A 22,999-nucleotide genomic window follows, 5' to 3' on the forward strand; every position below is an offset into this window, starting at 1 on the left:
AACAGGGGGAAAAATCAATGATATTCAAAAAAACGGGTCTAGCCGCTTTGGCTGCAGCAACCTTACTGATGTCTATTGCCGGATGCTCCGGATCAGGTGAGAATACTGCGAACAAGCCTGGAAGCGACAATGAAACGTCAAGTAACCTGCCCGCCAGTGGCTCGACTTCCTTTAATCTCTGGCTTGGATGGACGGCAACCATCAATAATGATAGTTTGGTCCAGAAATATTGGCGTGAACAGGAGCCTGGAGTAAATGTGAAGCTGGAAACCACTCAAGGCGACGCAATGACTGCACTTAATTTGAAGATAAACACAGGCGGCTTTGAAGATGCAGCTATCTTCAGCCGAAACGAAACGGTCAAAAGCGCGATGAACCGGTCGAAACAGCTTATGCCGCTAGAGCAGTATTTCGACATGCCTGACAAATATCCAGGACTGGCGTCTATTCCAAAGCAGTATCTGGAACTTATGAAGGATAATGAGGGTCATATCTGGTCCATTCCTACCTGGTTTGACCAAAACCCGGAAGATCCGTGGCCAGGCTGGGCATCTCAAGCCTGGATTGTCAGAAGTGATGTGCTGGAGAAAACAGGTATGACCAAAGAGGACTTAGCAACGTTAGAAGGAGTTGAGACCTTCCTTCGGAAAGCTGCAGAAGAGAAGGATGCTTCCGGCAAATCGCTTATTCCTCTATCATTCCTAATGGACACTAGTGATAATCTGGGCTGGAGCGATGAAAACGCGATTTTGACCGCATTCGGGGTGACTACAGCAGGTAATGGCGTTGACAAACGCGGCGATGATTTTGTATTCGCTTACGACGATCCCAATTATAAAGCAGCTTATCAATGGATGAACAAGATGTACCAGGAGAAGTTGATCGATCCAGAGGTCGTCACCAGCAAAAGAGAACAGTATACAGAAAAGAACAAATCGGGTCGTATTGCCTTCAATGTCGGCAGCTTCTGGAACATTCCTGCCTCAGCCTGGGAGACATTGGACGGCCCAACAGAACCAGGGTGGTTTTACGAAGCAATCCCTTTTCCTAAAGTGGATGGTGTAGAGAAAGTCGGAATTAATCAGGTTACCAATCCGAATCCAGGCTATGATGTCTATGTTAGTGAAAAAACTAAAAATCTGGAAGCTATTCTGAAATTCTTCGATTATACCTTGCAACCAAAACCCGAGCAGCAGCAGGTCATTAATGAAGGACCGGCGGGATTATACTGGGATTGGATTGATCAACCGTTGGGCAAATGGAAATTCACAGACGAAACCTACAAGACGAGCCGCAATTCCGGAGACACCGCACAAAAAGCTAAAGTCACCCCTGAGCTTTACATGACTGCCTCTTACAGCAATGAATGGTACCCATGGTGGAACACAGAGGATGCAGGGAAAGCCGGAGCTGCTAAGACCATTAAGTTCACAGAAGCTATCGGCAAAATGGGAACGATCCGCGTGGCAGAGCCTTATGATCTATTCCAGATGAAACAGGGCGGCGCATGGGAGAAATATTCACCGGAGATCGAAAATATCCGCAAGGAATATCGAGCCAAGCTTTTAATGGCCAAAGACGAGGGGCAATTCGAAAAGAATTGGAGCGATTTCCAAGCAGCACTAGAGAAGCGTGGGCACTGGAGTGAAGTCAAGCAGGAGTGGCTGGATACGTACAAGGAGGAAGTAACAGCCTTGCAATAGACAACCGTGCCGCTCTTTCAGTCGCGGATCGTAAACGATAAAAAATTAATGGAGCACCTCTCACTTGGAGGGGGCTCCCTTTGCACTTCATGGGGGGAATCTATGATTAAACAACAAATAGAGAAATGGATCATCCGTATGACCCGTTCCATGAACCTGAGGAGTAAAATTGTATTATTCTACGGACTCATTGTATTTCTCCCCACCGTACTGCTGGCTGCAGGTGCAGGGTACATGATGCTTCATACGGTGCGGGCCAATTATATGCTTACGATCAGGGAAGCCGTTCGGCAAAGTGCGCAGAGTATTGAATTCAGGAAGCAAAGCTATGATCTGCTGGCTACCCGAACGGCTACGGATGGTGAGCTGATCTCTAGATTAGCCAGGGACTATGCGGATATCGATGAACAATTGGGTACGGTCAATTATGTGGACCGATCCTTTCTGCTCACCAGCAAATACTTGCCAGGTATTGAGAATTTCCGAATCTATCATACCAACGATACACTAGTGCAAGATGGAGGGCTTCTGTGGAAGCCGGAAGAACGGAGCCTTTCGGGAATTCGAGAGCGGGATTGGTATACGAAAATGCTTCGCACAACAGACAATCTGGTATGGACTAATGCAGCTGACGACAGGACTAAGCTAGTGGTATCCCATAAAATTCTGAACGCGTATGGAGATGTTTACGGGATTGTGTACCTGTTACTGAACTATAACGGTGTCTTCATGGAATCGTTCGAACATCCTTTTGAAGGGGCCGGAGAATTGTATATCGTTGACGACAACGAACGCATTATTGCATCCTCGGAGCCCTCTGAAATTGGCAGCCGGTTATCCTCATCCTCCTTAGGTCAGTACTGGAACAACTCGTTGGAAACCTCAGCAACAAAAAGCGGGATGATGCTGATCACTCAGGAGATTAAGTCTGGCTGGACGGTTGCCGCACTTGTGCATCTTGACCGACTGGAGGAGCAGTCTACGCGGATTATGTACTATATCGGAGCAGGTATTGCTTTTTTCCTGCTGCTGTCCATCTTTCTAATCATGATTGTACTTAAAAATGTGATTTGGCGGATCCGCAAGCTGGGCACCAGGATGACAGATATCTCACAGGGCTATTTCGAAGTTACAGTGAGAAACCGTGACAACGATGAGCTGGGTGAGCTTGAGGTATTGTTCAATTCCATGTCTGGCCGTTTGAGAAAACTGGTCGAAGAACATACAGAGGCCATGCTCAAAGAGCGGGAGCAATCATTCAGGGCGTTGCAGGCACAGATTAACCCTCATTTCATCTATAATTCGCTAAGTCTGATCCGTTGGCGGGCATTAGATCAGCAGGACGAATTGCAAATCCGAACCATAGATGCGCTGACGACATTCTATCGGCTGGCACTCAATAACCGGGTTAATGTGACGCTGATCCGTGACGAAATTGAGCATCTTAAGGCGTATATCGAAATTCAGCAGCTGCGTTATCCCGGTCAGGTATCCGTAGATTGGCTGGTAGAGCCGGACGTTCTTGACCTGTACAGCATTAAGCTGATCCTACAGCCAACGGTCGAGAACTGTTATCTGCACGGGGGCATCACAACTAGAACTCATGCTTTTATACAAATTACGATCAAACGAGTGGAGAATACGGTGCAGTTTCAGATTTTTGATAATGGAAAAGGGATTGGCAGTGAGAAGCTGGAACAGATCCGTGCCGGCAGCTACACGGGTACGCAAAACGGATTCGGGATGAACAATATCCGTGAACGTCTTGCATTGTATTTTGGCACAGAGGGCCGCTTTGAGATTGAAAGTGTAGAAGACGAATGGACTTGTGTAACCATTGATATCCCTGTTTGCAAGGAAAGTCCTGAGATAAAAAAGGGGGATGGAGCTTAATGCGGGCATTAATTGTCGACGACGAGCCTATGCAGATTCAAGGGCTTCTTCGTCATATTGGCTGGAAAGCTCTGGGGTATGAGGAACCGTTAACTGCATTATCTGGTGAAGAAGCACTAACGATTCTAGGAGAAACTCCTGTGGATGTGCTGATCGCTGACGTCTCGATGCCAGGTATGACAGGGATCGAACTGCTCGCCAGATGCAGAGCGGATTATCCGACACTCCAGTCTTTACAGACTGTGATGATCAGTGGATATGACGAGTTTGAATTTGTACAGGAGGCTATACATCTGGGAGCTAAAGCTTACGTTCTGAAGCCCATCAAGACGGAAGAACTCGAAATGAAACTGGCTGCGTTCAGAGAAGTAGTTGAGAAGAAAAAACAGATTGAACAGGAAACCACTGTACTTAGGGAGAAAGTTACAGAGAGCTATGAGGTGCTGCAGGAACGTTTCGTCAAAGATATGGTTGAAGGCTGGATCCACAGTGAAGAGCTGCTCGAATCCTGGCAGCGCCTGCTGGATCTGCCTAATGGGGAATGGCAGGCAACATTATTCCTGTTCGGATATGACCGCAGGTTCCTAGATAATCCGCATGATGCCAAGGATCGGATCCTGCTTAGCGAAGGGCTATTGAACTGCGTTAAGACTGGTCTATCTGGTTTCTCCGGTACCTATATAGGGAAGACAGGAGCGGATGAACTGGCCGTCATTGTGCTGAACGCAACGCCATTGGTGCGGGCAAGACTTGAGAAGCAGCTTGCGTTTATCCAAGATATCCTAAGAGAGCAGTATAAAGCCTCCGTCTCGGTCGGAATCAGCAGAGAGTGTTTGTTCTGGACGGAAATACCGTTGCTGTATAAGGAAGTAAGGCATATGATGAGCGGTGCCAGGCTGGCCGGCTACGGACAAATCCTCTATTTCGACCGGAACTTGATGAATGAATATCATGATTTCAGGTTGCGTGAAGAATACATTCCGGAAATCGTTAAGCTACTGGACAGAGGAGAGAGCGATAAAGCTTCCGCTTATTTCAATCATGCTTTCGAAGTGTTACTTGCACGAGAGCCTGTATCCTTCTCCTATGTGCAGGCTTTCGGAATGGGGTTGCTTAGCAAGCTAGCCAGAAAACTGAAGCGTGTACATGAGAAGGAAACAGAGATGAACATCCTCATGTGGCAGCGGCTGATCGACTGTACAGGCGTAGATGAAGTCAGGAAGGTCGTACTGGAATATTTGGCGCAATATGCTAAGCTTAATCAAAGAGAGCAGGTCGCTCAGCAGCATAACCTTATCCAGCGGGTCGCCCGCCAACTGGAGGAGCATCTGCATGAGAACATGACTGTTAAGCAGCTTGCTGAGCAGTTCCACTTGAATCACAGCTATTTAAGTGTTCTCTTCAAGAAAGAAATGGGCCGGACGATTTCCGACTTCGTGCAGGAAGCGCGTATGAACAAAGCCAAGGAACTGCTTCGTGACCCCAATATTAAGGTTTACGAGGTTGCCGAGCAGGTGGGCTTTCAGACCGCGGCTTATTTTGCCTTCCTTTTTAAGAAAACAACCGGCACTACACCTCAGGAGTTCAGAGATTATCATTATTAGGAGTGATATTTTGCAGACAAAGATCAGCCTGGAAGGCGAATGGAAGTTGCAATTGGATGAGGGAAAACAAGGACTGCTGGCATTGCCTTTTACAGATGTTATCACACTGCCCGGAACAACGTCCTACGCACGCAAAGGTCCGAAGAACGAGGATGTTTTAGTAAGCGCATTAACGGATGAGTATTTGTTTGAAGGGCAAGTCTGGTATTCAAAAGAGGTCGTCATTCCGGAAGAACTAGCCGGCAAAGTCTGCTTCCTATATTTGGAACGCACGAGACTGACGACTCTATGGCTGGACCATCAGGAAATAGGCAGCCGTAACAGTCTAAATACCCCACATATATATGAGTTGCCGCAGCTTCAACCTGGGAATCATACGCTCACCATCCGCGTGGACAATACTGGTTACCCAACCAAAGGTGGACATTTAACGTCGCAGGATACCCAAACCAACTGGAACGGGATTACCGGACGTATGGAGCTTCAGTTCTATGGTGAGTCACGGCTCAGCGGCATCCGGCTCGATCCGGATCTCTCAGCCCGCTCAGTCCGAATCACGGCAACCTTGGACAGCAGGAATGAATCTATACTTACAGTGTCTGCTCAGAGCTTCAACAGCGACAATACACATGCTGTGGACGAGCGGGAGTACCCAGTCTCACCGGGTAGTTTTTCCGTCAACTATGAGCTAGGTCAAGACGCGCTGCTCTGGAGTGAAGGCGCTCCCAATCTTTATAACATAAACCTTGTTTTGAAAGACAGCGATGGATATATAACGGACCGACAGGAGCTCGTTTTTGGATTGAAGGAATTCCGGGCAGAAGGCGATAAGTTTACAATCAACGGAGAAAAAACCTTCCTCCGCGGCAAACATGACGGCCTGATCTTCCCGCTTACCGGTTATGCCCCGACTGACGTCGAGGAATGGGTAAGAATCCTGGGCATCTCCAAGTCTTACGGCATCAATCATTATCGCTTTCATACCTGCTGTCCGCCGGAAGCTGCTTTCACCGCAGCGGATATGCTCGGTATCTACATGCAACCAGAGCTTCCCTTCTGGGGAACAATCACAGAAGAAACCGACGAGGGACATGATCAGGCGGAGCAGGACTATCTGATCAGCGAAGGCTATGCCATTCTTCAGGCTTTTGGCAATCACCCCTCCTTCGTGATGATGTCGCTTGGCAACGAGCTATGGGGCAGCAAAGCTAAGATTGATTCCTTCCTAAAGGACTATAAAGCATTTGATAATCGGATTCTCTATACACAGGGATCCAATAACCACCAATGGGTGCCAGAAATTCTGGAACATGACGATTTTTTCAGCGGCGTGCGCTTCTCCAGAGATCGGCTGTTCAGAGGCTCCTATGCGATGTGTGATGCTCCATTAGGTCATGTCCAGATTGATCTGCCAGGCACGATGAAAGACTATGACGATCAGATTGTCCCTCAGGATTTCTTCAACGAAGAGGGGTTGGAAGCTGCCGCTGGCGGCGAGATCCAGATCCAGTATGGTACGGAAGCCAAGACGGTGAAGGCTGGAGACGCTTCCGCAGAATGGATACCGCACATTCCGGTAATCTCGCATGAGATCGGACAGTATGCTACCTATCCTAATTATGAGGAAATCGATAAATACAACGGTCCGCTCAAAGCTGAGAATTTCAAAATTTTCCGTGAACGACTGGAAAGTAAAGGGCTGAGTCATTTGGCCGCCAAATATTTTGAATCCTCGGGGCAACTGGCAGTAGCTTGCTACAAAGAGGAACTCGAGTCTGCATTCCGCTCCCGGCGGCTTGCGGGCTTCCAACTGCTTGATTTGCAGGATTTCAGTGGCCAGGGAACGGCGCTGGTGGGTGTCCTCGACGCCTTTATGGATTCCAAAGGAATGATAAGTGCTGAGGACTGGCGAACTTTTTGTAATGATGCCGTTCTGTTGGCAAGATTCCCCAAGTATAACTATGTCTCTGGTGAATCGTTCGATGCCCATGTCGAACTGAGCTGTTTCCGCAGTGGTATGCCGAGTGCATTTGAACTGCATTGGGAGCTTACCGAGGATAACGGTATACTCGCCTCAGGTTCAACCGAGGTGGACGTACCTGCAGGAACGAATTATATCGATATCTGCGATCTGGCAATAAAACTACCTGTAGTTGAACGGATGAGTACTATCGTATTATCCCTCTCCATACAGGGAACAGATATCCGCAAGAGCTATGACCTGTGGATTTATCCAGTGAGGAGTAGCAATATACTGGAGGGTGTCCATGTCTTCGACAAGCTATCTGATGATGCGCTTGCATTGCTGGAGCAAGGTGAGAATGTACTTCTTATGCCGAAACCGGAATCTCTCAAAAATGCTGTTGAAGGTTATTACTGCACAGATTTCTGGTGTTATCCAATGTTCCGCTCGATCTCAGAGAGCATGAACCGGCAAGTACCCATTGGTACTATGGGGCTGTTGATTGATAACAACCACCCGGCGCTGCGTGAGTTCCCGAGCGAGGAATATTCTACTTATCCTTGGTGGAGTATTGTTGAGAATTCGAAATCGCTCATCATGGATGCGGCAGACCGCAACTGGAATCCCGTAGTGCAGACTATCGATAATTTTGAACGCAATCATAAGCTGAGTTTCCTAGTGGAATGCAGTGTAGGAGCAGGAAACCTGCTGATATGCGCATTGGATGCTGATAAGGTTAGCGATACGCCGGAAGGCAGACAGTTCTTATCCAGCCTTGCGGGTTATATGAAATCAGACGATTTCAAACCACAGTACAAGGCCAATGTTGCGGAGCTACTAGAGCTGATCCAATAGGCAGAGGCAGGCGATTACTAAGGCTCCTTATCGCATTTCATATGAATGAACAGTCCAAGGGCGCTATACTAAAAACTACTTTCTTCATTGAGTAAGACAGAAGGTTTCATCGTAAAAACTCTAGAGCAGCGTTTCTCATAATAAAGAGAGATTCGCTGCTCTTAGTTTTTTGCTGCTTTTAGTTTATTGGTAGCCGCCAGCTTTAACAGTGTATCGTTATCTGAGTCTCTGAGGGTTTCGGACCCAGATGACACTATTTGCTAATTTTCAGTCTTTTGAACAACATTTCGGACTCCAGTGACGCTATTGCTTATAAAGAGGTCCATATGAGTTGTATTTCATACAGATAGTGGCTATGGGGACCGTTAGCCCACCAAAAGTACAATAATACTGCTTTTAGCGTCATCTATGTCCGATAGGTGGTGCTACATTGTTGCAATAGTTCTTAAAACTTCTATCGAACAAAAAGTAAAGGAGTTCACCAAGCAGCCTTTCGCGGCTGAAGGGAACTCCTTTTTTCGCGTTCGACGTATTATACGTATTGGTAAAGCACGGGAGTCAGAGGCTCCGAAACAAAACAAGCCTTAAAAAGTCACCTCTATAGATGATTGCTGATAACCCTCACTCCAGCCTAGAGGGGTTGTTTGTGTTTATCAGCAACTGAGCAGTTTTACAAACGATTTCACAGGGTTGGAGACCTTTGAAAACATTAACCCGGTGCTATCATTGGTAATGAAGCTGCACACCTAAAGTTGTAAGCGCATTAACGAATGGCGCCAGAGCCGCTCATCGTCAGGAACAGCGCCAAATTTAGCAGGGTTTGGGGGAACGGGAGAAGACATGAATGAAATTCTATTGAACGATTTGAAGTGGGAAGTCAAAGGGTATTGGCCCTGGGTTCCGCTAAAGGGCACCAGTATGGAGCTGGGACAGGAATTGATGGGGGTTACGGACTGGATGCCTGCCACTGTGCCGGGTGGAGTTCACTATGATCTCTTCAGACAGGGCTGGATTACCAACCCTTATGAAGAGTTAAATAGCCTGAGTTGTGAATGGGTGGAGAACCGCTGGTGGGTTTACCGTACGACCTTGAAGCAGCCTGAGCTGAGAGCAGCCAGAGTTGAACTGGTCTTTCAGGGACTGGACTATGAAGCCTCGGTATACGCTGATCATTTACTGCTGGGTGAACATAAAGGTATGTTCGAGCCGACTGTATTTGATGTTACAGACCTGCTCTCCGGGCGGGAAAGCCTTGAAATTTCAGTGCTGTTGAAGCAGGCGCCAGATGAAATGGGGCAAATCGGCAAAACCTCGGCTACCTTCACGCAGAAGAGCCGTTTTAATTATAAATGGGATTTCTCTACCCGGTTGGTCAATGTCGGAATCTGGGATGATGTGGTATTGAGGGTACATCAACAGTGCTCTTGGGATGATGTGTCGATCACTACAGATGCGGAGTTTGGCGAGAACGATAGAAATCAGATCTCGTCTGGTCGAATCACCATTCAAGCAGGAATCAAGCGAATGGCTGGCTCTGAAGATGATGGGACACTGACAGCGAGCATCACCTGTACTGATCCGGAGGGGGATCTGCTGCTGGTTCAATCGCGACCAGTTCGAGCTGGAGAGCTTCTGAACGCGGAGCTGGAAATACCCGAACCTGAGCTATGGTACCCAAACGGTTATGGAAAGCAACCACTGTACAATCTTGAACTAAAGCTACTGGATGAAGCTGGAACGGAATTGGATACCCAGAGCTTTCAAACGGGCATTCGCAAGCTCGATTATATCCACAATGTAGACAGTCCAGACAACGCCCTACCATATACAGTGGTGATTAACGGAAGCAAGATCTATATGAAAGGGGTAAATATGACCCCTCTGGACCATCTCTACGGGAATGTAACGGTTGAACAATATCAACTGATGATTCGTCTGATGAAAGCAGCTCATATTAATCTCGTTCGGGTATGGGGCGGTGGAATCATTGAGAAAAAGGCTTTTTACGACTTATGTGATGTAAACGGCATTATGGTCTGGCAGGAGTTCATTCAGTCCAGTTCAGGTATTGACAATATCCCTTCGAAGCAGCCGGAGTTTTTGGAGCTGCTTCACAAGACTGCCTGCACAGCGCTCTGTGACAAACGCAATCATGTATCGCTAACGGTATGGAGCGGCGGCAATGAATTAATGAGTGAGCCAAATAAGCCTTCCGACAGCAGCGATTCCAATCTGGCGATGTTGAAAGAACTGGTAGAACAGTATGATCCGCAGCGACTCTTCCTACCGACCTCAGCTTCCGGCCCGGTAGAATATATTACGGATGCCAAAGGTCAGGGGCATGATGTGCACGGTTACTGGAAGTATATGGGAAACCCTTATCACTACGAGTTATATGGCAGCAACGATAATCTGCTGCACAGCGAATTTGGGGTGGACGGTCTGAGTTCTCTCAAAAGTCTGGAGAAATTTCTGAGTGAGACTAGCCGGCGACCGGTTTCTATGGAGAACAACGCGATATGGAGACATCACGGGGAGTGGTGGGATACGCTGAGCCGTGAAGAAGAAATGTTCGGCAGCATGACAGATTTGGAGCAGTTCTCTGCCTGCAGCCAGTGGATACAGGCGGAAGGAATCCGGTTCGTGCTGGAGGCTAACCGCCGCCGTAAGTTCCGAAACAGCGGCAGTATTGTCTGGCAGTTCAACGAGCCGTGGCCGAATGTGTCCTGCACTAACCTTGTCGATTATTACGGTGAAACGAAGATGGCCTACCATTGGGTGAAATCTGCCTTCCGTCCGCTACATGTTTCGCTGGACTACCGCAGTCTACTGCTTACACCAAGCACCGGATTTCAGGGAGATGTATACGTGCATGGAGGAAATGGACGCAAGGTAGAAGTCGACGCGGAAGTCTTCGATGCAGTCGGACGGTGCATCTATCAGCAATCATTTGAGGCAGAGGGAAACAAAGATCAGGCTGTCGGCGCTGGGGTGCTGAATTTCAACGTGCCAGAGCATGAGGATGCTTTATATTTCGTCAGATTGTCCTACCAGGAGGTCGATGAAGCACCACAGCAGAATTTATATGTATTCTCTACCAATAAAAAGCATCCATATGCTCCCGCGCTTGCACTTACAGGAGGCAATCTTGAGGTGCGTCAGGATAGTTTATGGCAGCCGACGGGTGCTCAGGAGAAGAGCCAGCAGGCCCGTTTCACAGTCCAAAATACCGGTAGTGAAGTTTTGCTGCATATCCATGCAGAGGAAAAGGGAGACCGCTACTGGATGGAAGCGGATGAGCAGTTCCATACCCTCTTTCCGGGTGAGACCAAAACAGTAACGGTTACTTGCACTCCTAAACTCTCAGGAGGATTCCTGTCTGGGGAAAATTATAGGATCACAGATGGCTTGCCAGAAATTAGATTCATGTCGTTCCTAACAGCACAGAGCAGAATGATACAGGTTGGAGGAGAAAAAAATCGTGAGTAAAACATTGTGTTTTGTACCGGAGGCATATGTTCCGCTAAGTCGGTTTATTCAAGCCGAGGGATCTACACCTGTCGCTATACCTGTTAGCAGAGCAGTGGCTGATTACTTAAGGCTGCACAACGCTCCACTGCTGCTTGCTTGCTTGCGAGGCGGCGAAGTAGCTTATCAGAAAGCGAATTGGTCAACCCTCCATGAAGACACTGTTGAAGCTGAAGCAGCAGAAGAGATCTCCGAGAAAGGGGAGGGGGTATTTGTATTAGTCAGTCCTTTGCTGACCAATATGCTTCCTGTAGTGTCTCACTGGGATAATAGCGTTGCTGAGGGAAAAGGCGGCTTCCGTTATGGCGGAACAGATGGCATAGGGACATTGCGGATGGACGAAGCCGGGGAAAAGGTTGTTTCCGAGCATGCGCGGCTCTACAATAGCGACCCAGATAGCCCTTATGTATACAATACGGAAGATCATCAGCTTTTCGGAGGCAACGAGGGGAATAAGAATCTTAAAACTCCGCAATTCGAGCATTATATCGGTGACCGCTACAGTCTCTATGCTGTAGATGATCTAGTTGCAGTTTCCCTGAGCGACCGCATCCTTAAGACCTTCGGATTTCCGGTGGTTTTCCGCAATGCATCCACAGACAATGCTGCACTTTTAAGCAATGCGCCTGTATTTCAGCTCATCAGCGGCAGTCTGCTAGTTATAGAGAATGACCAGCATAGCCTTGCTTCCTATATTCTGCCGCCCTTCTGGAGTGCGGCAAATGTTAAGGGATATCCACTGTTGTTCAATGGTTATTATGATGCCAATGAGAATACCTTCAGCACGGTAGGTCCCTCATTTCTGGAAATCATCGGCAAGACTCTGGCCAGCACCGGCAAAGGTGTTGTCGGCATTCTGTGGAACGGAGGAGGATATATCGGCAGCCGTTCCTTGCAAGGCTCCATCTATGCTGGCATTGGGGCGGCAATTACCAGAGGTCAAGAAAGTTATGGCGGTGATGCAGAGCAGGTAGTGGCTGTAGGTGGTTCGCGCGGCGGCTTAACTGCGCTGCTGGCTGGAGGCAATCCGCTTTGCTTACCCTATCGGGTGCGCTACACACTGTGTTATGCACCGCCGTTGATTCTGAACGGGCTCACCCGTGAGTTTGCCGAAGGAGCTTGCCCACTGATCTGGCATGTGGCGGAAGTAGACACCGGTTACCGGGAAATCTGGAAGAAAGATTGGCAGCATCCACAGAACGGCAGCACGGGAATCGAGACTCTGCTACAGACTCTGACGGGAACTATTGACTCTGCAAGTCTAAAGGAAACGACCGGACTGGAATCCGAATTTTTTCTGGAGGGTCTTAAAGCGAGTGGCACAAAGCTGCTGATTAACCATGGCACGCATGATGCCTTTACCCTTAGCCGCTTCAGCTTTTCCTTCGCGGCTTTGGTTCGGAGTCACGGGATACCGCTTCGCCATGAGATCGGATACCGCTTCGGCCATAACAACTGCACGGATCTTTACGAGCAAGCTACTCTATGTCTAATAGCTCTGCTACAGGAACAGGAGCTCGAATTCACGGGCACGGTGCATTATCGCAGACGCAGTCCGGCTGCGGGAGAGTGGGAGCAGACCGAACGTTTTGTCCCAACTCATCAACCCGTTTTTCTGGAAGCACCTAAGTTCGTAGCGGTGGGTAGCCCTGTGGCTTGGACTCTTTATGGAGAGCCGGGAATGGAATACCGCCTGGATCTGGGAATCCTAGATCAGCAGGCTTGGGAACAGAAGCAGCAGGTAGTTCGAGATGAGCGCATCACACTGGCGTCCGGTGTATTGCCGGACAAACAGCATCCGCTTGAACTCTGCTCGTGGCAGGATGGCGTAAGCCAGCTCACTGACGGACAACATGCGGGCTTATATCTTTATGAGCTGTCATACAGGCTCAAGGGTGAGCAGAAGTGGAGCGTAGTTTCTCCCTCCCGTGTGCCACAGCCCGGCGTAGAGCCTCAGTCGGTGCTTCGTATTTTGGAGGAGCAGCCCAATCCGGCGAGCGAAGCGTTTCGGGCGGAAGCGGCCGTCCTCTGCATCAGCGCAGGGTTAAGTGAGGCCTAAACGATTCACCATAACATGAACATAAGTGGTGTGCGGCCATTCCGGTGCGTGCACTGCTTTTTTTTTCCAACAAATAAGTAGCTTTACAAACGCTTTCGCAGGGTTACCGGATTTCGGCGCTCAGTAGGAAGCGCTATCATTTAGGTATAACAACTATACAACGCCTGACCGGATTAAAGCTTGATTCCGGGAGGAAGGAAGGACAGGAGCATGATTGGAAAAACCAGTGAACTAAATCCTTTAATGACAGAGAAAAAGAAAGGTTATCCTGTACGGCGTTTATTCAAAGATTGGTCATCCTGGATATTAATTGTACCCACACTGTTTGCCTTTTTCTTTTTTTCCTGGCAGCCGCTCGTGAAGGGCATTGTGCTCTCTTTTTTCAATACTGAGGGTTATAATGCCGTAAGTTTCGCCGGACTGCAGAATTACAAGGATGTTATACAGAACTCGGCGTTTCAACAGACATTGACCAACTCTTTTGTGTATGTGTTCTGGTCACTACTGATCGGTTTTGCCGTACCCATTATTGTCGCTGTCGTGATTAATGAATTGAGACATGGGAAGTCATTTTTTCGCTTTTCGGTCTTTTTTCCGAGTATGGTTCCCGGCATTGCAGCTTCGATGTTATGGATGTTTTTGTTTGAGCCCGGAAAGGGTGGCGTGCTGAATATTATGCTGAGTGCCATGGGATTTCCGGTGCAGCAATGGCTTCAGGATCCGCAAATGACGATAATGCTGATTATCTTCACGATTACCTGGCGAAATTTCGGGGGAACAGTGCTGCTTTATCTGGCAAGTCTACAGAGCATTAATCATGATCTGTACGAAGCAGCCTCTATTGACGGTGCGAATGTATGGCGGAGATTCAAAAGTATCACCATTCCGCAAATCTCTAGCATGATCGGACTGATGATGATTTTGCAGATCAGCGGTGTATTCCAGATCTTCAATGAACCCCTGGTAATGACTGAGGGTGGACCGAACAATGCCTCAATGACCTTAATGCTGCAAAGCTATTATTATGCGTTCCGGAGTTTTGAAGCAGGCCATTCAATGGCGCTCGGGGTTATTACTTTTCTAGTCCTGATGGTGCTTACCATTATTTATTTCCGGCTGGATAAGAAATTGAACAGGGAGTAGAAGCTATGAAAACTAAAGAAGCATATGGCATTATCGGCAATATAGAATACAGATCACCTTGGGTGCGCCTGCTGTATTGGTGCATGTTCATTCTGATGATTGTGCTGGCCGCTGTCTGTATTTTGCCTCCGGTCTGGATTATGGTCTCAAGTCTGAAGGACATCAAAGAGTTTTATGCAATCCCGCCCACCCTGATCCCCCGCTCGTTCAATGTTGGCAAGCTATGGGAGACCTGGCAGGAGTTTAACTTCCTCAGTTATTATCTGAATACGGCTTATCTGGCCGCAGGTTCTGTACTGTTCTGCCTTACTTTTAACGGACTGGCCGGGTATTTCTTCTCCAAGCTGAAGCCGCGGGGCAGTGCCCTGCTGTTTGCACTGATCGTGTGGACCATGATGGTGCCGAATACAGTGGGCATGGTGCCGCTGTTTAAGAATCTGATTGATTTTCCGCTGTTGCACTTGAACCTGACCAATACTTACTGGCCGATGTGGTTTATGGCTGCTGTGAATCCGGTGGTAATTCTGATCTTCAAAAACTTTTTCGATACCATCCCACAAGCGCTGCTGGAAGCAGCCAAAATTGACGGAGCGAGCACCATCGGTATTTTTATTCGAGTCATTCTCCCGCTCAGCGGACCAGTTATGGCTACAATTACAATCCTTACGATGAACAGTGTCTGGCAGGACTTCTTCTGGCCCTTTATGGTGCTGAAGGATAAATCGACCTGGTCGGTCATTGTGGCTATTTACAATCTGAAGGCGACATTGCCGCAGGACATACAGTTTATTGCGTTGACGTTTGCGATTCTGCCGCCGATTATCCTGTTTATTTTTTTCCAAAAGTACATTATGAACGGGCAATCCTTCGGCGGCAGTATTAAAGGGTAACATCACCCGATCACAAACCATTTCACAGTTTTGCCCCGTAGGGTGCTGCAGAAGGTGCATGTTAAGATGATTTCAGATTCAAAAAGAAAGCGCTTTACATGTTGCGAAGAATGCTTTAACAATAAGACTAGGGGGAATTACATTGAAAAAAGGACACACCAAGAACCTGACAGCTACACTGGCACTTACGCTGCTTTTTTCTGCCGGACTGGCTGGCTGCGGAGGCGGCTCCAATGAGAAGAATGCCGGAGGAAAGACGGAGACAGCGGGCAATCAACAGGTGACGATCAAGGTCAGTAACTGGCCAAAGCCGAATGAGGAAGCCAAAATCGCCCAGTATGAGCAGGTCATGGCGAAGATGAAAGCCAATTATCCGGAAATTATTGTGGACAAAGATGAATGGGGGTATGATGTCAGCTCATTCCTGCCAAAAGCGGCCAGCGGCCAGCTTCCGACGGTATACGAAACCTTTTTTACAGAAACAAGCAAAATCATCAAGGCAAATTACGCGGCTGACATAACGGATACGATGAAAAAATATGGCTACGACAAGGCGATCAATCCAGATCTGCTGAAAATGGTTACCAAGGACGACAAGTATTATGGGATTCCGAAGGACGGATACGTCATCGGTATGCTCTACAATATGAATCTTTTCAAGGAGGCTGGACTGCTGGACGACAAGGGGATTCCTAAATTTCCTAAAACATATGAAGAGCTAGCAGAAACTGCGCAGATTATTAAACAAAAGACCGGTAAAGCCGGAATGTTCTTGCCTACAAAAAGTGGTCAAGGCGGTTGGATGTTCATGAACATTGCCTGGGCATACGGAGCAGAATTTGAAAAACAGGTAGACGGGAAATGGCAGGCGGTGTTCAATTCGCCGGAAGCAGCAGCGGCCCTGCAATATGTGAAGGACTTAAAATGGAAATATGATGTACTGCCCGACAACAATCTGGTCGATGTTACGAACGATATGTTCCGCTTGTTCGGAACCGATCAGGTCGCTATGAGCTTCGGCACGAATGACTGGTCACCGGTCATCCAGCAACAGACTAAGATGTCCAAGGACAATGTGGCAATGTCCGCGCTTCCAGTAGGACCAATCGGGAAACCTGTAACCCTGCTCGGTGGCGGCCTATATATGTTCTCGCCTAATGTAACACCTGAGCAGATTGATGCCGGATTCAAATGGCTAATAACCTACGGATTTACACCAGAGTCCTCTGAAGAGGCACTGACCGGTTGGGATATTGAGAAGAAGACACTGAGCGATCAAGGGCTGATCGTAGGGCCTTACGGGCTGCGGATTTGGACTGATGAGAAACGGATTGGAGAAGAACAAAAGATTCTCGACAAATACAACAACGTCAATCTGGATTTGTTCCGTGATTATATGGACAATGGCAGCAAAGGCATGCGGGCGGAAGAACCAGTCAACGCACAGGAATTGTACCAAAAGCTGGATATCGTACTGCAAACCGTACTGACGGACAAGAACGCAGATCCGCAACAGATCTTGGATAGGGCTGCCGAAGAATTCCAACGTGATTATCTCGATAAGGTTAAATAAAACGCAGACCAACGGCGACGTCGTCCTTCTGAAGGGCGGCGATGCCGTTTCTGCGTAGATTGCCTTAACTACTTAAATGAGATAAAGGAGATATGCATAACATGGCAGCAAAAGAATGGGGAGACTGGGGAGCACGCTGGATCTGGCCGCAGGAGGAGCAAGGATCAGCGGATAGGGAACAGCAGCACGAGCGTGCGTACTTTCGCAGAGTGTTCGAACTGCCAGCTGGTATCGGAAAGACCTGCACCCTGGATGTGGCCATTACCGCAGACAGCCGCTACAGGCTGTTCGTCAATGGGCAGCGTTTATGGGCCGGTCCTTGTAAAGGACATGGTCATATACAGTATTATGAAGAATTCAGTCTGGACAATGTTCTACAACCAGGTTTAAATGTGCTTGCTGTTATGGTCGTTCATTATGCAGGGACTACGCCCTTTGAACTGGGTGAAGACGGACCTTTGTCCGTCTGGCGCTCGCAAAAAGGCGGGCTGCTTGTGGAAGCGGCAGTTACACAAGGCGGGCAGCTAGTACAGGAGCTAAATACGGATAGCTCATGGAAAAGTATTAAGGATCGCAGCTATAAGCTCCAGCAGTTTCCGATCATACGCTGGATGGGTGGACTGGAAGAGGTGGAGGGTGTCGAAGCGCTGCTGGATTGGACACTGCCCGAATATGATGACAGTGCCTGGCTTGCTACCGGAATTGTGCAACCGGTGCGGGATGAATATGGCCAATTAACCCCTTGGCAGCTGGCCCGGCGTCCGATTCCGCTGTTGTATGAGCGGGAGCAATTTTTTCTGAAGCTGATGCGCAGCAGCAGCGGGGAAGGGCATGCCTTTTTTGAGGAAGGGCATAGTCTGGAGCTGCGAAATGGAGATGGCGGCGCTTCACCCAACGCAGTACTGCCTTCCGCTGGAATAACAATAGAAGCAGGGCAACATTTTTGGTTGGAGTTGGATGCTGGCGAGCTAACCACAGGGTATTTGCAGCTTAGACTTCTTGGAGGCAAAGGTAGCCGGATTACCCTACTATGCGCTGAGTGTTATGAAGAAGAAACGGGGGATGATGAGATTCGCCGCAAAGCTGTCCGCGATAATACGAAGGAACATGTATTAAGAGGCGGTTACGACAGCTATCACCCGGCAGGTTACGGCATCTCTGCGCGTACGGAAATCTACGAACCGTTCTGGTTCCGTACCTTCCGCTATGTACGGCTGGAAGTGCAGGCTGGTGTCGAGCCTCTAACGATTTCCAGCTTTAGCTATAGGGAGACCGGATATCCACTGCAGCCGGAAGGAAACTTTCACTGCTCCGATGAACAATATAACCAACTATGGGAGCTCAGTGTACGAACACTTCAGCGCTGCATGCATGAGACCTACGAGGATACTCCGTATTATGAACAGCTGCAGTATACCATGGATACCAAACTGATGATGGAGTTTACGTACCTATTATCAGGGGACGACCGGTTAGCGCGGAGAGCTATGGAAGATTATAAGGCCTCTCAGCTACCAAACGGGATGCTGCAAAGTCGCTATCCCTCTGTGCTGCCGCAGGTCATTCCTTCCTTCTCCCTATATTGGATCGGAATGATTCATGACCACTACAGATCCTTCGGGGATATGGCCTTGGTGAATCAGTACCGGTTAGCGCTGTTATCTGTGCTGGACTGGTTCGATCAACATCTGACTCCGGAGGGTCTGGTGGACAGAACGCCCCGCCAATATTGGAATTACTTCGATTGGGTGGAGGAATGGCCGCTCGGCGCACCGGATTGTACGGATGATGCACCCGCAACCGTACTGAGCCTGATGTATGCGGCCGCGCTGGAGCAAGCGGCTGAATTGCTTGCAGCCAGCGGTTGGACACAGATTGCTGGTGAACTGCGTCAACGCAAAGCGGCGGTCAACGCTGCGGTAATGGATTGCTGCCGGCTAACGAACAGTCAGCTGTTCCGCGACAGTCCGGAGGCAACTGCGGGAACGCAGCATAGCCAGCACACGCAGGTCTGGGCGGTTTTGGCGGGCACAGTGGATGTTGTAGAAGGGGCGGCACTGCTGGAGTCAACGTTAACAGACACATCACTGGCTAAGCTTTCGTTGCCGATGAGCTACTATCTATTCCGCGCGCTAGAGAAATGCGGAATGTATGACCGCTCGTTCGGACTATGGACACGGTGGTTGAAGCAGTTGGAGCTTAATCTCACTACACTTCCAGAAATAGATTCAACCGGCACCAGAAGTGACTGCCACGCATGGAGCGCACTGCCGATCACTGAGTTCACCAGAGGGATATTGGGTGTCCAACAAGGAATAGAGGGAATAACTATAAAGCCCCACTATGGAGAACTGCGGCAGGCCAGCGGAACCGTAAATACAAGTATCGGCCCAATAAACATCAAATGGGAGATCCGTTCAGTAACAGGACAGGAGATCTTCCACATGAAAGCTTCCTGGCAAACCGGATCGGCGATTACAATAATTCTGCCTAATCATGAAGTGCATGAGACAGATGAGGGTTCCTTTTACAAGGAGATCGACATTAGTCACCTTAGCTGTTAGTCTGATTTCAGTTGATTTTGTTTTCATGATTCATACACCGGAGGGGGATGGGGAAGTCATATGTTCAGATCGTTCGGCCGCAATATCCGCCTAGTCCTGGTGTTGTTCATTACTGTCTATATTGTCGCTTCGAGCTTCATTCTGTACCGTACTATGGAGCATAGAAGCCTTGACATGCTGCGGCAGCTATCCGTTCAGTACACTGGCCAGCAGCATAAGAACACACTTCTGTTCATGAACTGGCTGGAGGAGACCTCGAAGCTTATTTCCAACAACCAGGTGGTGCAGAATGCGCTGAAAAAACCAACATATGACGGGGCAATCTCTCCGATACTTGAGGGCATACGTTCTTCCAGTAGTGACATTCTCGGCATTTACATTTGGGGAGAAGCAGGGGGAACTTACTCCTCGAGCAATGTTTCCGGGTTGCTGCCCTTTGCAGAGATCAAAAAAGAACCAGGGATGGAACAATTTCTAAATAACCGAGAGCAGGCTTTGCGCTGGACGGTGCTGAACCGGGAGCATCTAATGAATGCACCTTCGGATCTGCGCGACCGTCTGTTGCTTGAAGTAAAAATTAAGGGTTCGATGGGAGACGTCCTCGGTCTGCTCTCGCTCGAAGTGGAGATTGACAAGCTTTACAGCTTCTACCTATCTGGCGAGAATACAATCTACGGGGAAAATGAAGTTTACCTACTGACCGGAAACGGGAAGCTATTGAGTGCTGCCGATGTCCCGAAGGAGCGCCTGCAGGAGATCAAAGCAGCACTAGTTACTTCGGAAAAAGCTACCTTGGCTGAGCCAGTGACACAGGGTATCGATCAAAATAGTACAGGTAGAGGTGATGCAGATCTGCTGGAGCGGGAAACGGCTGACGGCCTGATTTTGCTCTATCCACTACCGGAATCGGCAGAGCGGATTGTCACCTATATCTCAGCAGATGGCATGAATGCAGAGCTGCGAACGTTTAAGTATTTAATGCTCGCCCTGAACCTCGTAGTGTTCATAGTGTTCTGGCTGCTGATCTCAGTGCTTAGCGGCAGTATAGTTAATCCACTGAAGCAGTTGTACCTGAAGATTAATTCAACAATGAAAGACTAAGATAAGATGGAGTCTGAATCATGAAAATCGCTAACCGAAGTGTATTTCATACATCTAGCGTGGGCAATAAACGGATGAAGTAAGATATAGTTGTATTCAGTACACTTATTATTCGGAAAGTTAGTTGCTGCCAACAGAATTGGAACGTATAGATGTACCAAATACACTTAAACTTCTGCTCGCTGCAAAAAAAGGGTGCTTTAGCTGTATTAAATACAACTAAAGCACCTATAATTCTCGAAAGTATCTTTAATTTGCCACTACTCAGAAAAAAATAAGAAATCGTCTTTTTAAGCAAAGTAGAAGTCCCTTCTACCCACTCAAAAAGGATCGATTTCTTTGTTATGTCCGCATTTATAAACTAAATTCGCTAATTGGGCAGTTCCTTTTTCAAGTTGATCGTAACCGTGGTGCCTTGCCCCGGCGTGCTGGAGATACTTAAACCATATTGAGGACCATATTCAAGTTTAATTCGTTCGTCCACATTTCTTAGTCCATACCCGCTCTGAAACAACACATCTTCCTTGGCTTGGCTAAGCGTCGCACCGTTGGAAAATCCCACCCCGTCATCAGTCACTGTGAAGCGAATCTCATCTGCCACTAATTCGCCTTTAATCCAGATTCGGCCCATCCCGCGTTTCTCGCTGATGCCGTGTTTGATCGCATTCTCTGCAATAGGCTGAAGAATCAGCTTCAGAATGCGAACCTTGCGCAGCGATTCCTCAATCTCGTATTCAATCTCGAACTTATCCGGAAACCTCATTTGCTCAACTGTCACAAAACTCTGCACCAAGCGGATTTCTTCGTCCACGGTCACGAACTTGTCGCCTTTATGCAGGCTGATTCGAAAAAAGGTAGCTAATGAAGAAATCAGCCGTTCGATATCGGGCTGCTTCTTCAGTCGGGCAATCCAGGCAATTGCATCCAGTGTGTTGTAGAGAAAATGGGGATTGATCTGTGATTGAAGTGCGGTCAGCTCAGCTTTCCGTTGCTTTTCTTTCTCCTCATCTTTCTCCAGCATTAATTGGCTGATCCGCTCCACCATCTGATAGTAGCTGTTCTCAAGCTGAAAAATCTCATCAACCTGACCGCGCTGTTCATAAACAGCGGCCAGATCTTTTTTGCCAAACAGGCTCAGCTTCTTCTTCAAGTTCAGCAGTGGACGGGTGATTTTGGCTGCCAGATAGAAGGAAAAAATCAGCAGCACAATAAAGGTAACGCTGGCGAACAGAAGCGCATTTTGATTGCCTTTGGCGATTCCCGAGAGCAGTTTGTGATTGGAAATCACACTGGTGAATTCCCAGCTGACCCCAAGTGTCTCCAACCGGGGATTCAAAGGATAAGTAGCAATGATGTAGGAATTTTCGTTATCTGACCAGGTACGATAGCCTTCTTTTTTACCTGGGCGAAGAGGGGCGTTTTCCTCCAAAAAATTGCCCAAGAGCCGTTTGTCGGGGTGAGAAATAATCCGATTGTCGGAAGTCAGGAAGGAGTAGCCGATGCCAGTGAAGCTGGAGGAATACAGGTCCGCCAAAGCAGCCTCCCTGACATAAATGATCACGACCCCGATATTTTGCCCTGTATTGAAATTGCGGAACTGCTGGCCGAATGGAATATACGCATTGCCTTCTCCATCCCGTTTGATCTCACCGACAACAGGCATGCTGCTCTCCTGAATGCGTTTGATGAACAGGGCTTCAGGCACCTCCAGCATCTGCTCCTTAGACTGGTAAGAATAAAGCATATTATCGTTGGTGCTGATAATCACGTTACCCACCAGGTCGTTCTGGGCCAGCATACCGTCGATGATAGCTCCGATTCGCGATTCCTTATCAGCTGACGGCAGGGAATCATTATTGATGATTTGGTAGATATCACTGTTCACCAGAAACCGCAGAAACAACATTTGAATGTCATCGACCATGAGCTCCACGCTAAGCCCAATTTGGCGCTGAGTCTGAACGACATGGCGGTACAGATCCTTTTGCAGGTAGGTATAGGAATAAAAATTGAAAATAACGAGCATCAGCACCAGATGCAGAGACAGTCCTGCTAACAGAACAACAACAATCCGGCTTTTGATCTTGAACCGCCTCATCCAGGAATCCATCCGGTTGGCTAGT

At 48.3% G+C, this 22,999-nt stretch carries 12 protein-coding genes; 11 read left to right on the plus strand and 1 reads right to left on the minus strand.

All coding sequences use genetic code 11. From position 1 onward, the window contains the following. Positions 1-17: 17 nt before the first annotated feature. The 11 genes from NST58_RS16440 to NST58_RS16490 all read left to right on the plus strand — a co-directional run bounded on the left by NST58_RS16440 (position 18) and on the right by NST58_RS16490 (position 20,876). Positions 18-1,703, plus strand: coding sequence for a hypothetical protein (locus NST58_RS16440; RefSeq protein WP_076190338.1), 1,686 nt, complete (start codon positions 18-20; stop codon positions 1,701-1,703). Between the two features lie 102 nt (positions 1,704-1,805). Then, positions 1,806-3,596 carry a sensor histidine kinase gene (locus NST58_RS16445; RefSeq protein ID WP_339248737.1) on the plus strand — a complete coding sequence of 597 codons (1,791 nt, stop codon included), beginning with the start codon at positions 1,806-1,808 and terminating at the stop codon, positions 3,594-3,596. After that, positions 3,596-5,200: a helix-turn-helix domain-containing protein gene (locus tag NST58_RS16450; RefSeq protein WP_076309432.1), complete on the plus strand. Its 1,605-nt coding sequence runs from the start codon at positions 3,596-3,598 to the stop codon at positions 5,198-5,200. Before NST58_RS16445 ends, NST58_RS16450 begins: the two co-directional genes overlap by 1 nt. A 10-nt stretch (positions 5,201-5,210) precedes the next feature. Next, positions 5,211-8,018, plus strand: coding sequence for a glycoside hydrolase family 2 TIM barrel-domain containing protein (locus NST58_RS16455; RefSeq protein WP_076309433.1), 2,808 nt, complete (start codon positions 5,211-5,213; stop codon positions 8,016-8,018). Between the two features lie 840 nt (positions 8,019-8,858). After that, entirely contained in the window at positions 8,859-11,507 is a 2,649-nt protein-coding gene (locus tag NST58_RS16460; RefSeq protein ID WP_339248738.1) for a glycoside hydrolase family 2 TIM barrel-domain containing protein, read from the plus strand. Further along, positions 11,500-13,605 (plus strand): hypothetical protein, encoded by a 2,106-nt coding sequence (locus NST58_RS16465; protein ID WP_076309435.1) that lies wholly within the window; start codon positions 11,500-11,502, stop codon positions 13,603-13,605. The genes NST58_RS16460 and NST58_RS16465 overlap by 8 nt, the downstream gene beginning before the upstream one ends. Before the next feature lie 210 nt (positions 13,606-13,815). Beyond that, positions 13,816-14,748 carry a sugar ABC transporter permease gene (locus NST58_RS16470; protein ID WP_197740348.1) on the plus strand — a complete coding sequence of 311 codons (933 nt, stop codon included), beginning with the start codon at positions 13,816-13,818 and terminating at the stop codon, positions 14,746-14,748. 5 nt (positions 14,749-14,753) lie between these two features. Then, entirely contained in the window at positions 14,754-15,638 is an 885-nt protein-coding gene (locus NST58_RS16475; protein ID WP_051490964.1) for a carbohydrate ABC transporter permease, read from the plus strand. Positions 15,639-15,780: 142 nt separating this feature from the next. Then, positions 15,781-17,211, plus strand: coding sequence for a hypothetical protein (locus NST58_RS16480; RefSeq protein WP_339248739.1), 1,431 nt, complete (start codon positions 15,781-15,783; stop codon positions 17,209-17,211). Positions 17,212-17,312: 101 nt separating this feature from the next. Continuing rightward, positions 17,313-19,775, plus strand: a complete 2,463-nt coding sequence (locus NST58_RS16485) for a hypothetical protein (RefSeq protein WP_339248740.1) — start codon at positions 17,313-17,315, stop codon at positions 19,773-19,775. A 60-nt stretch (positions 19,776-19,835) separates the two neighbouring features. Next, a complete protein-coding gene (locus tag NST58_RS16490; protein ID WP_076218692.1) occupies positions 19,836-20,876 on the plus strand; it encodes a hypothetical protein in 1,041 nt (346 codons plus the stop codon). Between the two features lie 370 nt (positions 20,877-21,246). On the opposite strand, the gene NST58_RS16495 is transcribed toward NST58_RS16490, so the two are convergent. Further along, positions 21,247-22,974 carry a sensor histidine kinase gene (locus NST58_RS16495; RefSeq protein WP_339248741.1) on the minus strand — a complete coding sequence of 576 codons (1,728 nt, stop codon included), beginning with the start codon at positions 22,972-22,974 and terminating at the stop codon, positions 21,247-21,249. Between the last annotated feature and the right edge of the window lie 25 nt (positions 22,975-22,999).

Origin of the sequence: Paenibacillus sp. FSL R10-2796 (assembly GCF_037965315.1) — a bacterium.
Lineage (GTDB): Bacteria > Bacillota > Bacilli > Paenibacillales > Paenibacillaceae > Paenibacillus_AQ > Paenibacillus_AQ odorifer.

Bases quoted from the DNA above. Each gene is read 5' to 3' on its own strand.
- NST58_RS16495 (WP_339248741.1), bottom strand. From the start codon at position 22,974: ATGAGGCGGTTCAAGATCAAAAGCCGGATTGTTGTTGTTCTGTTAGCA.
- NST58_RS16445 (WP_339248737.1), top strand. From the start codon at position 1,806: ATGATTAAACAACAAATAGAGAAATGGATCATCCGTATGACCCGTTCC.
- NST58_RS16460 (WP_339248738.1), top strand. From the start codon at position 8,859: ATGAATGAAATTCTATTGAACGATTTGAAGTGGGAAGTCAAAGGGTAT.
- NST58_RS16485 (WP_339248740.1), top strand. From the start codon at position 17,313: ATGGCAGCAAAAGAATGGGGAGACTGGGGAGCACGCTGGATCTGGCCG.
- NST58_RS16470 (WP_197740348.1), top strand. From the start codon at position 13,816: ATGATTGGAAAAACCAGTGAACTAAATCCTTTAATGACAGAGAAAAAG.
- NST58_RS16440 (WP_076190338.1), top strand. From the start codon at position 18: ATGATATTCAAAAAAACGGGTCTAGCCGCTTTGGCTGCAGCAACCTTA.
- NST58_RS16450 (WP_076309432.1), top strand. From the start codon at position 3,596: ATGCGGGCATTAATTGTCGACGACGAGCCTATGCAGATTCAAGGGCTT.
- NST58_RS16475 (WP_051490964.1), top strand. From the start codon at position 14,754: ATGAAAACTAAAGAAGCATATGGCATTATCGGCAATATAGAATACAGA.
- NST58_RS16490 (WP_076218692.1), top strand. From the start codon at position 19,836: ATGTTCAGATCGTTCGGCCGCAATATCCGCCTAGTCCTGGTGTTGTTC.